We start from the raw sequence: 13,653 nt of genomic DNA on the forward strand, positions 1-13,653 counted from the left end.
CTGGTCGATCCCGCTTGCCGTCATGCTGTCGGTGCCGATCGGCATCTTCGGCGCGCTGCTTGCCGCCACCATCTTCGGCCAGTCGAACGACGTCTATTTCAAGGTCGGCCTGCTGACGACCATAGGACTAGCGGCCAAGAACGCCATCCTGATCGTCGAGTTCGCCATCGAGCAGCAGAACAGCGGCAAGAGCCTGATCGACGCGACACTGGAGGCATCCCGCCAGCGTCTGCGGCCGATCCTGATGACCTCGCTTGCCTTCATCCTCGGCGTCATGCCGCTGGCGATCGCCAATGGCGCGGGCTCGGGCAGCCAGAACTCGATCGGCATCGGCGTCATGGGCGGCATGATCTCGGCGACCGTCCTCGGCGTCTTCTTCATCCCGCTGCTCTTCGTCTCCGTAAGGCGCGTCTTCAAGGGCAAGGCGCTGGCGACGGCGGACGCGAAACTCGATCCGGAAAGCTGAGGGCGACCTCGGCTTTTCGCCTCTTTCAGTCATCATTTTCACAGAAAAGGGATTTCATGTCAGTCCTTCATTCGACGCAGCATGCGCGCCCAGTGCGCCGGACATCGAAGTTTATTCCATTGGCAGTGGTACTCTGCTGCACGACGATCCTCACGAGCTGCGTTGTCGGACCGGATTATGAAAAGCCGAATGTCGCCTTGCCAAGCCATTGGAGCGGGCAGGCATCGCCGAAGAATGCGTCCTCGACCAATCTCACGGAATGGTGGAAGCAGTTTCGTGATCCGACCTTGAACGCGTTGATCGAAGAGGCCGTTCAGACGAACCTCGATGTTGCGACGGCCAAGGCGAAGATACGGGAGGCGCGGGCGACCTATCGCGAGCAGAAGGGCACGCTTCTCCCGACCGTCGAAGGCACTGCCTCTGCGACGCGTAATCGGGTTGCTGCTTCCGATGGCGCTGCTGCCAGCGTTTACAATGAATTCCAGCCGGGATTTGATGCGAGTTGGGAACTCGACCTGTTCGGCGGCAACAAGCGCTCCGCGGAAGCCGCGCGCTATGGCGTCGATGCCGCCGAGGAGGATCTGCGCGACACGCTGGTCACGCTGGTGGGCGACGTCACCACCTATTACGTGCAGGCACGCGAATATCAGGCGCTGCGGGATCTGGCCAAGAGGACGGCGGTGTCTCAACGAAAGACGGCGGCTCTGACCCAGGAGGAATTCGCGGCTGGAACGGTGACCGGCGTCGACGCGGCCAATGCCAATGGCGAGGCGAGCAGCACGGAAGCCGACATCCCGACCTATCAAATATCCTATGCGCAGTCGGTTCATAAGCTCGCGGTGCTGCTTGGAAAACCGCCGGCGGCACTGGACGAGTGCTTGAAGGCGACGGCTCCGATTCCGCAACCTCCTCTCAAGGTTGCCACGGGCATTCCCGCCAACATACTGACATCGCGGCCAGACGTTCGGCTCGCCGAGCGCCAGCTTGCGCAATACACCGCGAAAATCGGCGTGGCCGAGGCAAACCGCTACCCGTCGATCTCTCTCACCGGCAGCATAACGTCGTCGGCAACCGATATCGCCGATCTCGGCCGCAAATCGAGCATCGGCTGGGCCTTCGGGCCGACGCTGACCGTGCCGATCTTTCAGGGCGGCCAGCTGAAGGCCTCGGTCGATGTCGCCAAAGCCGAGCGTGATCAATATTACATCGCCTACCAGGCGGCTGTTCTGACCGCCATGCAGGATGTCGAGAATGCCATCGTCTCGCTGACACAGGAGAAGATCAAGAACGCCAAACTCGCTTCTTCGGCCTCCTCCTATCGCACGGCCGCGGACCTTTCGCGCCAGCTGAACAAGGCCGGCGCCACGGATTTCCTCAATGTTCTGGATGCCGAACGTTCGCTTTACAGCGCGGAAAGCTCTCTTATCCAGAGCAAGGCGGCGATCGCAACGGACTACATTTCCCTCCACAAGGCTCTTGGCGGCGGATGGAATGGCGAGATCGACAGTTCGAAACCCGCCGTGGTTGACACCGGCAGCCCAATCCGGGTTCGGTCATCCTCCTAGAATGCCTTGTCATCTGGATTTCGTGTCATCGCTGACTGTGCGATGAAATCGACCAGGGTTCTGATGTTGTGGGACGGGCTGCTGCTGGCCGGCCATAGAAGGCGCAGTACGCCCGCTTCCCTGACGCAATCTTGCAACAGTGGCACCAGCCGGCCGTTTGCGATTTGGGTGGAGACTGACATTGATGGAACGCAGGCGATGCCGACGCCTTGCTCCGCCAATTCTATCCTGGCCTCGACCGTATTGACGACCGCCGTCACCGGGAGATCGAGTTCCATATCTGCGCCATTCTCGGCAAGAGGCCATGTGTCGATCCTGCCGGTTTCCGGATGCCGGCGGTGCAGGCAGAGGTGTTGCAGCAGATCCTCGGGGCGCTGCGGAATGCCGTGCGCCGCGAGATAGGCGGGGGAAGCCACGATCGTATGCCGAAAGCGCCCGACCGTGCGGCTCATCAGCCGGGAATCGCGCACCTCTCCAGTGCGGATCACGAGGTCGTAGCCTTCATCGATGACATCGACCAATCGGTCGGTCAGGTCGAGTTCCAGCCGCGCCTGCGGATAGATCTGCATGAAGCGGGCAAAGGCCGGCATGAATGTCACTGCCCATGTTGGCAGGCTGACACGCATCGTGCCACGCACGACCATCCGGGCCTGCTGCATCTCCTGGGTGGCAAGCTCCATTTCCGCAAGGATGCGGTGGCATCGCTCAAGGAAGATCGATCCTTCCGGCGTCAGGCTGACGCTATGGGTGCTTCGGTGAAAGAGGCGCACACCAAGACGTTCTTCAAGCCGGGCGATGGATTTGCCGATAGCCGAGGCGGAAAGACCGAGCTGCCGGCCGGTTTCCACGAAGCTGCGCGTTTCGGCCACCCGAACGAATACCTTCAGTCCACTGAAATTTTCCATGGCTCAGAACTCCGTTGCGGACAGAATAGTCCGCACGGACCGGAAAGCCAACGCCTTTCGCTGATACGCACAAAGGCGATAATCGCTTTATGATTCAATTTATTATCCAGAGATTCTTGAGTATGCGTCAAGAGATATCACGCCGTTTTCGTCCGCTCCTTAAGCGGTGGAGCTTGCGTCATGCATAGGGCGAGCGGGTGGAATATCGCATTGGCGCTGGTCGCCGGCGCCGTGCTGGCCGTCATGATCGACTGGAATAGTTTGCTTGCGCGCCATAGCTCGCCGCTTTTCGCTTCGTGGACCGCGCATGGCATTGGTGTCCTGGCAAGCCTTGCTCTTGTGACGCTTCTGCCTGTTCGAACGGCCGCTGCACAGGCGCCACTGGAGGGCCGATGGCCGCTCTGGTCATATCTTGGCGGTATTCCGGGCGCCTTCACCGTGTTGCTGGCCGCTGTCACGGTCAACAGCGTCCTCGGGCTTGCGGGAACGCTGGCGCTCATGCTGATCGGTCAGATGGTGTTTGGCATCGCGGCGGATACCTTCGGGATACTGGGACTGCGGCGCACCTTGCCGGACCGCCGCGACATATGCGCTATCGTACTGGTGCTGTGCGGAAGCATCGTCATCATTCTGGCGCGGAGCTGAGCGATGCTTTTATTTGTCTCGCTTGCCCTGCTCAACGGCGTTCTTATCGGCACGAGCCGCGCGATCAACGGACACCTCGGCAAGAAGGTCGGGCCGCTCAGGACATCGCTTTGGAACCATGCCGTCGGTTTCATTTTCCTCTCGCTGCTGATCGGCCTGTTCTACAGGAGCGATCTTGCCGTGGGGACGGGCGTGCCGGCGAATGCTTGGCTCGGAGGCGTGTTGGGCGTTATCTTCGTCGCGTTGAACAGCCATATCATTCCGAGGCTGGGCGCGAGCAAGACCACCAGCCTTGTGGTGGCCGCGCAGATGCTGGCAAGCGTTGCCATCGACAGTTTCGGCAAGCCGGTTTCCAGTGCGACGGTCGTTATCCTGGCAGGTGCCGCCTTGATCATTATCGGGGTTTGGTTGTCCGCATCTTCCGCGAAGAAGAATGCGTGGCGCGAACCGGCGCAAGATGCTGTGCCGGATCATGAGGACACTCGTCGCGTTGTTCCGTGATAGCTGAACCGATCCGCGGGAATGTTCTGGGGCTGCTCGCGTTTCCGTTTGAAATCTATGGCGCGCTGCCTGATGCGACATTGTGATCGCTGCTCGGTTGACGTTACTGTGTGTTGCACAGTGAGCCTATTTCCCGAGGACAGTCCATGAGTTCCAGCCCGAACCCGATGCCGACCGAAGCGGGCATTTTGCAATTCATGGAGATTTGCGATTCCTTCTATCCGCCGGATGCGGTAACGGCCTCCATTGAGCAGCAGCGAGAGTGGTATGATGCGCTGTGTCGCCAATTCGACCGCCCGCTGCCCGATGGCATGCGCGCGGAGGATGAATTACTGATGGGCAGGATCCCGGTCCGGCGCTATCGGCCGGGGACGGTGCGAACCTCGACATGCCTGCTCTATCTTCACGGCGGTGGCTTCGTGGTCGGTTCGCTCGAGAGCCATAACGCCATCTGCGCCGAGATCGCCGACGATGCCGGTGCCGAACTGATATCCGTTGATTATCGTCTGGCACCGGAACATCGCTGGCCGGCGCAGACGGATGATTGTTTCGCTGTCCTCAAGCACCTGATCGCCGAGGGAAAGACCGTCGTGCTGATCGGCGACAGCGCCGGCGGCAATCTGGTGGCGGGGCTGGCGGTTCGGGCAAAGGGTGAAGGGCTTTCCGGCATTACCGGGCAAGTCCTGATCTATCCGGCGCTTGGCGGTGATCTCGTCTCTGGCTCGTATGTGGAGATGGCCAACGCGCCGGGACTGACGACAGCGGATGTCAACTATTATCGCGAGGTGTTGCAGGCACCGGCTGGCGACCCTGTCGCGGGGGCTCTTGCCCAATCCTCTTTCGCCGGCCTGCCGCCGACATTCATCACCGTCGCCTATTTTGACCCGCTGCGTGACGACGGCCGTAACTACGCGGCAAAGCTGGCGCAGGCAGGCGTCGAAGTCTGGTTTCGCGAAGAGCCGCAGATGGTGCATGCCTGGCTGCGCGCGCGCCATATGAGCGACGGCGCGCGCACTGGCTTTCGCGCCATATGCGACGCCGTCAGCCGGTTTGCCGGATCGAACTGATCACATCAGATCGCGTGGAATACGCTTTTCCTCGAAGACCTTCTTGAACACTTGCGTCTCGCCTTCGAAAGCGATGACGGAGGCGCTGATGACCCAATCTGTCGCTGTGCAGGAGATCGTCGACGTCGATAGCGTGCGGACGAACCATCCCGGCCGCTGCATGTCGCATGTCCAGGTCGAGGTGCCGCTCATCGACAGCGGATCATTTGGCGTGATGGACCAGACTTCGTCGCGCAACTGGCGCGTGGAAAGACCGGTGCCCGGATGTTCGAAAAGACCGGTATCCTCGCGGATTTCATAATGGGTCTTGTTAGCGGCGAGATCGCGCAGGACCTGGCGCTTGGTCAATCCCGGCGCGTGTTCGACGTATTTCGGCAACGGGTCGGGATTATCGGGCTGCTTGATATCGATGACCTCATGCGCGCCAAGCTTCGGCAGAGCGAGACCTAGCGAGGCGATGTCGATGGTCAGGCCCGGATCTTCCGGCGACGGCAGGACCATCGGCCAGTAAGCCGTCGACAGCGACAGGCGGATGCGATGCCCCTTACGGAAACGATAGCCGCAGGCATCCAGCGTCAGCGTCACCGTCGTGCGCTCGCCCTTTTGCAGAGGCGTCGGTTCAGCATTGCCGTCGCGATGGGCAAGATTGAGCACGCCGAAGGAGACGCGCGTCGCCATACCGTCCGGATGCACGTCGACGAGCCGGGCGCAAAGATTAGCGATCTCGGCATCGCAGCGCAGTGAGAGCGTGATGACCGGACGTCCGAGATAGTCATGGTCGACGTTCAGCGGCGCGGTCTGGAAGGTCAGCGAGCCAGCATCGTCACCTCGCTGATCGAGCGCCATTTCGGCGTCCGGCTTCAGCGTGAACCATTCGCCCGAGGCCGTGCCGGTATCGAGCGGCGAACGCAGGTAGACTGGGTGTTCCGGTGCATGCGGGATCGGCATGCCCTCCATCAGCGTGCCGAACTGCTCGACATAGAAGCATTGCATCTCCGGCTCTTGCCATTCGCGCTTGGCGATCCAGAAACCCGGATCGAAATCGCGGCGCGGTGCCGGCTTGATGGCGTCGAGAATATAGGCGCGCACCGGTGGGCTGCTTTCCGCGCCGTTCTGTTCGCCGCGCAGCCAGCGGTTCCACCAGGCGATCGCCTCGCCGTGGAAATCGGTGCGCGGCTTCGGCCAGGCAAAATGCGGATACTTGTGCACCCACGGACCGATCAGCGCCTTCGCCGTGTCGCCGAGGCCTTCGACCGCCTTCAGCGGCGTGTTGCGATAGCCGTCCGCCCAGCCGGCGATGACGAGGGCAGGCACATCGAATTCGGCGAAACTCTCGCAGATCGAGCCATGCCGCCAGTAGTCGTCACGGCGCTGGTGCTGAAGCCATTCCTCCATGAAGAAAGGCTCGTTTTCCAGGCGCTCCAGCCACATCTCCCGCCAGCGGTCGCCGACGATCTCTGGGTCGGGCGAGCGGGATTGATAGGCGAGCATGGTCGCGGCCCAGGAGAGCTGCGCCGAGAGATGGCAGCCGTCTTTGTAGTGGATGTCGTCATTGTAGCGATCGACCGTGGAGGCGATCGATATTACGGCTTTAAGTGCCGGCGGCTTCAGGGCCGCGACTTGCAGGCAGTTAAAACCACCCCAGGAAATACCCATCATGCCGACCGAACCGTTCGACCATGGCTGTGCCGCGATCCAGGCAATCAGCTCGCAGGCGTTGGCAAGCTCAAGCTCGGTATATTCGCCATCGATGACACCGTCAGATTCACCGGAGCCACGAATATCGACTCTGACGCCGGCGATCCCGGCAGCTGCGAACACCGGATAGGTCGATTCATCGCGAGGGCTTGTCCCGTCACGCTTGCGGTAAGGCAGGAACTCGAACACGGCGGGAACCGGATCGCTGTCCACATTGTCAGGCATCCAGATGCGCGCTGCCAGCCGTGTGCCGTCTTTGAGGGTGATCCAGTGATTTTCGATGGTGGTAAAGCTGCGGTCGGCCATGATCATATATCCCGAAGACGTTTAAGCATCAAACCATACACGGCTGCCAATGTAGCCGTTGGACATATCATTGCCGATGTCGTCGACATATCCCTTCAGCCTCTTCGTGGCTGCCATGATGTAATCGTTGAAGACAGGCAGGATCAGGCCACCGTCATCCCGCACCATCAGAGCCAGTTGGCGATAAAGCGCTTTGCGTTTTGCCTCGTCGAGTTCTGACCTTGCCTGCAGCACCATCTTGTCAAAGTCGGGGCGCTTGAAGCGCGTGTCGTTCCACTCGGCGGTCGATAGATAGGAGGTGGAATAGCGCGAATCCTGTGTCGGACGGCCACCCCAGAAAGAGGCGCAGAAAGGCTGCTTGTTCCAGACGTTGGTCCAGTAGCCGTCTTCCGGTTCGCGCTTGACGTCAAGTGTGATGCCGGCCTTGCGCGCACTCTCCTGGAACAGGATCGCCGCATCCACGGCGCCCGGAAAGGCTGCATCGGATGTGAGCAACTGAACTGGGCGATCATGACCCGATTTCTTGAAGTGGAAGGCAGCCTTGTCCGGGTCATACGGGCGCTGCTCGATATCGGTCGGCGCGAGGGCGTAGTTGGAATTGACCGGATAGTCGTTGCCGATCGTTCCATAGCCACCCAGCACCTTGTCGAGAATCGACTGCCGGTCGATGGCATATTTCAGCGCAAGCCGAAGATCGCCGTTGTCGAAAGGCGCCGTGTCGCAATGCATCAGAAAGCTGTAGAAACCCTTGCCGGCATTCCGGACGATATCGACATTCGGTGCTCGCTTCAGCATCGGGACCGTCTTCGGATCGACATTGTTGACGAAATGAACCTGACCGGAGGCAAGGGCGGCAATGCGGGCGGTGTTGTCGTTGATGACAAGTATTTCCACGCTGCCGACAAAGCCGCGGTCGGAGCGCCAATCCTCTGGATTCTTCTCAAAGGTGGCGCGAACGCCGGGTTCAAAGCTTTTCAAAATGTAAGGACCTGTGCCGACAGCGGCCGCTGGCTTGTCAACGCCACCCTTCGGCTGGATGATCAGGTGGTAGTCGGTCAGAAGGAGCGGCAGGTCCGCATTGCCCTCCGAGAGCGTCAGGACAAGATCGCCCGCCTTTTCCTCAATGCCGGTGATCGAGGCCATCAGCCCGAGAGCGCCTGACTGCGAATTTTTGTCCGCATGCCGCTTCAGAGTCGCGACGATGTCGGCGACGGTCATCTTGCTGCCGTCGTGAAACTGCACGTCGTTTCGGATCTTGAAAGTCCAGACGGATGCGTCCGCTGATGGCGTCCAGGAAGACGCCAATGACGGCAAGGGCGCGCCGGTCTTAGGATCGGGCTCGATAAGCGTATCGCCCCAGAGCCGGCCAATGACGAACAATACGGATGCGCTGTAAGTCGCTGGATCGAGCGCGTCGCTGGTGGCGCCCCCCTTGAGGCCGAGCTTAAGATGACCGCCACGTTTCGTTTCCTGAGCGCGCGCGTCACGCGGCATCAAGAGGCCCGAGGTGAAGCTCGGCAAAGCACCGAGGGCGACGGCGCCGCCGAGAAAGCGGCGGCGGCCGATTTTCAGATCCGAAAATTGATCCTTTTGATGCGTCATTGCTGTTCCCTTTTTCAATTTTGTGAAAGAGAACGTAAAGGTCGGCCTAGCTCAAGCAATTTCGCGACTTGACGCATTTTTAAGCGAGTTTACGCTGAGACGGTCAAGACGGAGCTACCCTATGTCTCACCTAGTCGAAAACCTGAAGATTGCATGTGCCACGCAGCGTTCCATTTCGCATGTATGCCGTGCAATTGATATTAATCGGCAGCAGTTCAATCGATACATCAACGGCGAAACGAGGCCGTCTGCGCATAACATGGCTCGTATTGCCGCCCATTTTGATCTCGATGCAGCGGATTTTCTTCTCGCCCCCAAGCTTTTTCGCGTCCGGCTTCGCGGCCCGTCCGCCGGGCTCAATGAAGGTTCCGAGCTTTTCAAGGCGTTTCCCGGAAATCTTCATGCCTTGAGACGCCATATTGGCTATTTCCAGACCTATCATCGCTCACCATCTTGGCCAGGGATGGTCGTATGTTCGTGCAGTCGCCTTACTGAGCAGGGTGGGTTGGTGCGCGTCAAGTCAATGGAGCGGCTTCGGGATCCTGGAAACGGCATCCAACAGTTTTCAAAATATGTGGGTTTGGCGGCGTTTTACAGGAACCGAATCTTCATTACGGAGCGTGTTATCGGTCCGAATTCCATGTTGTCGCAGACGATTCTCCTGCCATTCGATGAGTACCAGCGCGTCTATCTACGCGGAACAACAATGGGAATTTCCTGGCGAAGGGAAAACCTCCCCTATGCTTCGCGGATGATCTGGCGACATGTCGGTGTCGAGCCGGACCTGCGTGAACTTCTTGCCCGCTGTGGGCCTCTGCCGCTGTCGTCGCGCCAACTGCCGCCGACGGTGCGCTCGTTTCTCGCCGATCCGTCTGCGGAAGTATATGCGATGCCGGCAGAGTATTGATGGCACCGATGATCGAAACGAGGCTCTCGATCCGGACTAGTGTTTGGTCTCCGAATGAAATGATGCGAGCCGATTTAAAAGCTTGACGGGTCCTTTATCCAGGCGTCGCAGATTGCCTGATAGGGCGTTTGCCATAGAATGCCCTAGAGATGAAAACGGATGTAGATTCCAGCCAGCATACCCACCTTGACGATCTGTTTCGCCAAGACGCGAAGATCAATTTGGACAGCGACGCAGCCGTTTCCGATGCTGTTTCAACTTTCTATAGCAGTCTTCAAGGCTCTCCGGTCGATTGCGATCCAAAGTCTATATGGGGGTACCTTCTTGTTCATGCGGACTGGGTGGACGTTTCCGGCAATCACCAAAGTATGATTGTTGGGCGCAATGCCAGCACGCCAGCTCGCGAACTCAGCGAACGCCTTGTGCGCTGAGTCTTCTATTGGCATGAAAGCGAGCAAATACTGAGCCACTGGGGCTTGAGATGCCGAGTCATCAATTTCCGGCGCTTTCCATCTTCCGCGTCGTCAGCACCTTTTCCAGCCAGCCGATCTCCATTTCCGGCACCGACTTCAAGAGCAGATCCGTGTAGTCATCGAAAGGCGGCGACAGCACCTTGGATTTCGGCCCGAAGCGCACGAGCTTGCCGCGATGCATGACCGCGACGCTATCGGCGATGGCGCGCACGATGGCGATATCGTGGGTGATGAAGATGTAAGAGAGGTGGGCTTCCGCCTGCAATCTCAGAAGCAGATTGAGGATGCCTTCGGCGACGAGTGGATCGAGCGCCGAGGTGGGTTCGTCGCAGAGGATGAGCTCGGGCTTGGCCGCAAGGGCTCGGGCAATCGCGACGCGCTGTTTCTGGCCGCCGGAAAGTTCGGCCGGATAGCGGTCGATGAAGCCCTTGCTCATCTCGATCTGCTCCAGCAATTCCTTCACCCGTGCCGTCTTCGCCGCACCGCGCAGGCCATAATAGAAGGTGAGGGGGCGGCCGATGATATCGCGCACGGTCTGGCGCGGGTTCATGGCGGTGTCGGCCATCTGGTAGATCAGCTGGATACGCCGCAACTCGTCGCGCGAGCGGTTCTTCAGGATCGGTGTCAGCGGCTTGCCATCGAAGGAAATCCCGCCATCGCTGGGCGGCAGCAGCCCGGTGATGACGCGGGCAAGCGTCGACTTGCCGGAGCCGGATTCGCCGACGATCGCCAGCGTCTGGCCTTTCGGCACATGAAGAGAAACGTCGTGCAACACCTTGAAGCCATTCGAGTATTGGGCACTGACATTTTCGACCTTCAGAAGCGTGTCGGATTGATCTTTCGCCTCTTCCCGTGCCGTCTGGCGAACATTGACGAGGGCGCGGGTATAGTCTTCCCGTGGCGCCTCGATGATCTGCTGCACGGCGCCGTACTCGACCGTCTTGCCATAGCGCAACACCATGATGTCGTCGGAGATCTGCGCGACAACGGCAAGGTCGTGGGTAATGTAGAGCGCCGCCGTATGGGTTTCCTCGATGGCATGCTTGATCGCCGCCAGCACATCGATCTGGGTCGTCACGTCGAGCGCTGTCGTCGGTTCGTCGAAGACGATCAGCTCGGGGTTGGAGCAAAGCGCCATCGCCGTCATGGCGCGCTGAAGCTGGCCGCCGGAGACCTGATGCGGAAAACGGTCGCCGAAGGTCTCCGGATTGGGCAGGCCGAGGACCTGGAAGAGGTAGAGTGCCCGTTTCTTCGCCTCGTCCTTCGTCATCAGCCCGTGCTTGACGGAGGCTTCGATCACCTGTTCGCCGAGCTTGTGGGCGGGGTTGAACGCGGCCGCAGCCGATTGCGCGACGTAGCAGACGCGGGCGCCACGGATCTTGCGGATGCCTGACTTCCCCAAGGGGAGAATATCGACGCCGTCGAGCAGCACTTGGCCGCCGGTAATTTCTGCCCCACCGCGGCCATAGGCCAGCGCTGAGAGTCCGATGGTCGATTTGCCGGCGCCGGATTCGCCGATCAGGCCGAGCACCTTGCCCTTTTGCAGGTCGAAGGAGACGCCATCGACGATGGTAACGCGTTTGGGCGGCTCGCCGGGCGGATAGCTGGTCGCTTCAATCTTGAGATCGCGAACGGAAAGTAGCTCAGGCATCGCCACGTCCTCCCTTGAGGCTGGAGGTGCGCTTCAAGAGCCAGTCGACCACCAGATTGACACAGACTGCCAGCGCCGCGATCGCGGAGCCCGGCACGAGAGCGGCGGAGATGCCGAAGATGATGCCGTCCTTGTTGTCCTTGACCATGCCGCCCCAATCGGCTGACGGCGGCTGGATGCCGAGCCCGAGGAAGGACAGCGTCGACAGGAACAGGATCGAGAAGGCAAAGCGCAGGCCGAATTCCGCCAGCAAGGGTGAGAGCGTATTCGGCAGGATCTCGCGGAAGATGATCCAGATCTTGCCTTCGCCGCGCAGCTTGGCGGCCTCGACGAATTCCATCACTGCGACATCAAGCGCCACGGCACGACCGAGGCGATAGACGCGGGTGGAATCGAGGATCGCCATGACGAGGATGAGCACGATCAGGTTCTGTGGCAAGACCGCCAGTACCACGAGCGCGAAGATCAGCGTCGGTATCGACATCATCAGGTCGTTGAAGCGGGAGAAGATCGTGTCGATCCATCCACGCGAGACGGCGGCGGTAAAGCTGAGGATGATGCCGAGCGAGAACGAGATGATCGTTGCGGCGAGCGCCACGAACAATGTGGTGCGGGCGCCATAGATCAGCCGCGAGAGGATATCGCGGCCGAGATTGTCGAGGCCGAAGAAATACTGCGCGTCGGCCACCTGCCAGACATTGCCGACAACTTCTGTCTCGCCATAGGGCGCGATCCAGGGGGCGAAGATTGCACAGATGAAGGCGAGCAGAATGCCTGCCATTCCGACCCAGGCGGTGATGGGGATGTCTCTCAATCTCATCGTGGATGCCTCAGGCGTGGGTTGGCGACGATCGCCAGGATATCTGCGATCATATTGAGCAGGATGTAGACGGCGGCGAAGATCAACCCGCAGGCCTGAACGACCGGCATGTCGCGGACGGTGACCGCATCGACCATGTACTGGCCCATGCCGGGATAGACGAAGACGACTTCGACCACGACGACGCCGACGACGAGATAGGCAAGGTTCAGTGCCACAACGTTGATGATCGGCGCCAGCGCATTGGGTGCCGCATGTTTGACGATGGCGCGATAGGCACTAAGGCCCTTCAGTTCCGCCGTTTCCATATAGGCCGACGACATCACCGAGAGGATCGCGGCCCGCGTCATACGCATCATATGAGCAAGGACGACGAGCACCAAAGTCGCCGTCGGCAGGGCGATGGCCTTCAGCCGATCGAGGAAGTCCATGCCGTCATAGACGGTCGCGGGGAAGGTCGCGATCCCGAATTTCACGCCGAAAAACAGGATGAGCAGATAGCCGATAAAAAACTCAGGCAACGAGATCGCCGCCAGCGAGATCACGTTGATGATCTTGTCGGGCAAGCGGTTGCGGAAATGCACGGCGAGCATGCCAAGTCCGACGGCGAGCGGCACGGAAATCAGCGCTGCGAAGGCGGCAAGAAAGAGCGAATTGCCGAGACGCTTGCCGATCTGCTCGCTGACGGAGTTCTTGCTGGCCCAGGAGGTACCAAAATCGCCATGAACGGCGTTGCCGAGCCATTCCACATAGCGTGTCGTGATCGGCCGGTTGAGACCGAGATCGGCACGGATGTTGGCAACGGCCTGTGGCGTCGCCGATTGGCCGAGATAAGTGGTCGCGAAGTCGCCCGGCAAAGCTTCAAGGCCGCCGAAGATCAGGATCGATACGGCGAAAAGCAGGACGAGGCTGAGCACGCAGCGCTCGACAATGAGGGACAACAGCGGAAACCGCTGTTTGAACCTCAATCCAGGCAGCACTGTGCTGGGTGGTGTGTTGGACATGGCTGATGCCTCGCGCTGAAACGTCAGGAGGATCGCGGAGGGG

At 60.0% G+C, this 13,653-nt stretch carries 13 protein-coding genes; 7 read left to right on the forward strand and 6 right to left on the reverse strand.

Annotation, left to right across the window (positions count from 1 at the left end; translation table 11 throughout):
• A partial coding sequence (locus EX00_RS00005; protein WP_047452887.1) for an efflux RND transporter permease subunit occupies positions 1-466 on the forward strand: 466 nt, incomplete at its 5' end.
• Positions 467-522: 56 nt separating this feature from the next.
• The gene (locus tag EX00_RS00010) at positions 523-2,031 is read left to right on the forward strand and encodes an efflux transporter outer membrane subunit (RefSeq protein WP_047452889.1); all 1,509 of its coding nucleotides are present in this window, start codon (positions 523-525) and stop codon (positions 2,029-2,031) included.
• Here EX00_RS00010 and EX00_RS00015 read toward each other — a convergent pair.
• Positions 2,028-2,936 (reverse strand): LysR family transcriptional regulator, encoded by a 909-nt coding sequence (locus EX00_RS00015; RefSeq protein ID WP_047452891.1) that lies wholly within the window; start codon positions 2,934-2,936, stop codon positions 2,028-2,030. The two genes, EX00_RS00010 and EX00_RS00015, sit on opposite strands and share 4 nt — an antisense overlap.
• Positions 2,937-3,116: 180 nt before the next feature.
• Between EX00_RS00015 and EX00_RS00020 the strand changes: the two genes are divergently transcribed.
• The 3 genes from EX00_RS00020 to EX00_RS00030 all read left to right on the forward strand — a co-directional run bounded on the left by EX00_RS00020 (position 3,117) and on the right by EX00_RS00030 (position 5,149).
• On the forward strand, positions 3,117-3,581 hold the full coding sequence (locus EX00_RS00020; protein ID WP_047452893.1) for a DMT family transporter: 465 nt from the start codon (positions 3,117-3,119) through the stop codon (positions 3,579-3,581).
• Between the two features lie 3 nt (positions 3,582-3,584).
• Positions 3,585-4,082 carry a DMT family transporter gene (locus EX00_RS00025; protein ID WP_047452895.1) on the forward strand — a complete coding sequence of 166 codons (498 nt, stop codon included), beginning with the start codon at positions 3,585-3,587 and terminating at the stop codon, positions 4,080-4,082.
• A 146-nt stretch (positions 4,083-4,228) separates the two neighbouring features.
• The gene (locus EX00_RS00030; protein WP_047452897.1) at positions 4,229-5,149 is read left to right on the forward strand and encodes an alpha/beta hydrolase; all 921 of its coding nucleotides are present in this window, start codon (positions 4,229-4,231) and stop codon (positions 5,147-5,149) included.
• On the opposite strand, the gene EX00_RS00035 is transcribed toward EX00_RS00030, so the two are convergent.
• On the reverse strand, positions 5,150-7,153 hold the full coding sequence (locus EX00_RS00035; protein ID WP_047453294.1) for a CocE/NonD family hydrolase: 2,004 nt from the start codon (positions 7,151-7,153) through the stop codon (positions 5,150-5,152).
• A 21-nt stretch (positions 7,154-7,174) separates the two neighbouring features.
• The gene (locus tag EX00_RS00040; protein WP_047452899.1) at positions 7,175-8,755 is read right to left on the reverse strand and encodes an ABC transporter substrate-binding protein; all 1,581 of its coding nucleotides are present in this window, start codon (positions 8,753-8,755) and stop codon (positions 7,175-7,177) included.
• 121 nt (positions 8,756-8,876) lie between these two features.
• Between EX00_RS00040 and EX00_RS00045 the strand changes: the two genes are divergently transcribed.
• Entirely contained in the window at positions 8,877-9,662 is a 786-nt protein-coding gene (locus EX00_RS00045; RefSeq protein ID WP_047452901.1) for a helix-turn-helix domain-containing protein, read from the forward strand.
• A 149-nt stretch (positions 9,663-9,811) separates the two neighbouring features.
• The gene (locus EX00_RS31655) at positions 9,812-10,093 is read left to right on the forward strand and encodes a hypothetical protein (protein ID WP_080761172.1); all 282 of its coding nucleotides are present in this window, start codon (positions 9,812-9,814) and stop codon (positions 10,091-10,093) included.
• Between the two features lie 61 nt (positions 10,094-10,154).
• Here the strand turns inward: EX00_RS31655 and EX00_RS00055 are convergent, their stop codons facing one another.
• From EX00_RS00055 to EX00_RS00065, 3 genes are read right to left on the reverse strand one after another with little or no spacing between them, the layout of a single operon-like run.
• On the reverse strand, positions 10,155-11,786 hold the full coding sequence (locus EX00_RS00055) for an ABC transporter ATP-binding protein (RefSeq protein ID WP_047452905.1): 1,632 nt from the start codon (positions 11,784-11,786) through the stop codon (positions 10,155-10,157).
• Positions 11,779-12,606 carry an ABC transporter permease gene (locus EX00_RS00060; RefSeq protein ID WP_047452906.1) on the reverse strand — a complete coding sequence of 276 codons (828 nt, stop codon included), beginning with the start codon at positions 12,604-12,606 and terminating at the stop codon, positions 11,779-11,781. The genes EX00_RS00055 and EX00_RS00060 overlap by 8 nt, the downstream gene beginning before the upstream one ends.
• Positions 12,603-13,610: an ABC transporter permease gene (locus EX00_RS00065; protein ID WP_047452908.1), complete on the reverse strand. Its 1,008-nt coding sequence runs from the start codon at positions 13,608-13,610 to the stop codon at positions 12,603-12,605. Before EX00_RS00065 ends, EX00_RS00060 begins: the two co-directional genes overlap by 4 nt.
• Between the last annotated feature and the right edge of the window lie 43 nt (positions 13,611-13,653).

The sequence above is a fragment of the Martinezella rhizogenes genome (genome assembly GCF_000799715.1).
Taxonomy (GTDB): Bacteria; Pseudomonadota; Alphaproteobacteria; order Rhizobiales; family Rhizobiaceae; genus Rhizobium; species Rhizobium rhizogenes_C.

What these genes read in the sequence shown, in the direction of transcription:
- EX00_RS00010 (WP_047452889.1), top strand. Translation starts at nt 523, where the DNA reads ATGTCAGTCCTTCATTCGACGCAGCATGCGCGCCCAGTGCGCCGGACA.
- EX00_RS00015 (WP_047452891.1), bottom strand. Translation starts at nt 2,936, where the DNA reads ATGGAAAATTTCAGTGGACTGAAGGTATTCGTTCGGGTGGCCGAAACG.
- EX00_RS00020 (WP_047452893.1), top strand. Translation starts at nt 3,117, where the DNA reads ATGCATAGGGCGAGCGGGTGGAATATCGCATTGGCGCTGGTCGCCGGC.
- EX00_RS00025 (WP_047452895.1), top strand. Translation starts at nt 3,585, where the DNA reads ATGCTTTTATTTGTCTCGCTTGCCCTGCTCAACGGCGTTCTTATCGGC.
- EX00_RS00030 (WP_047452897.1), top strand. Translation starts at nt 4,229, where the DNA reads ATGAGTTCCAGCCCGAACCCGATGCCGACCGAAGCGGGCATTTTGCAA.
- EX00_RS00035 (WP_047453294.1), bottom strand. Translation starts at nt 7,153, where the DNA reads ATGGCCGACCGCAGCTTTACCACCATCGAAAATCACTGGATCACCCTC.
- EX00_RS00040 (WP_047452899.1), bottom strand. Translation starts at nt 8,755, where the DNA reads ATGACGCATCAAAAGGATCAATTTTCGGATCTGAAAATCGGCCGCCGC.
- EX00_RS00045 (WP_047452901.1), top strand. Translation starts at nt 8,877, where the DNA reads ATGTCTCACCTAGTCGAAAACCTGAAGATTGCATGTGCCACGCAGCGT.
- EX00_RS31655 (WP_080761172.1), top strand. Translation starts at nt 9,812, where the DNA reads ATGAAAACGGATGTAGATTCCAGCCAGCATACCCACCTTGACGATCTG.
- EX00_RS00055 (WP_047452905.1), bottom strand. Translation starts at nt 11,786, where the DNA reads ATGCCTGAGCTACTTTCCGTTCGCGATCTCAAGATTGAAGCGACCAGC.
- EX00_RS00060 (WP_047452906.1), bottom strand. Translation starts at nt 12,606, where the DNA reads ATGAGATTGAGAGACATCCCCATCACCGCCTGGGTCGGAATGGCAGGC.
- EX00_RS00065 (WP_047452908.1), bottom strand. Translation starts at nt 13,610, where the DNA reads ATGTCCAACACACCACCCAGCACAGTGCTGCCTGGATTGAGGTTCAAA.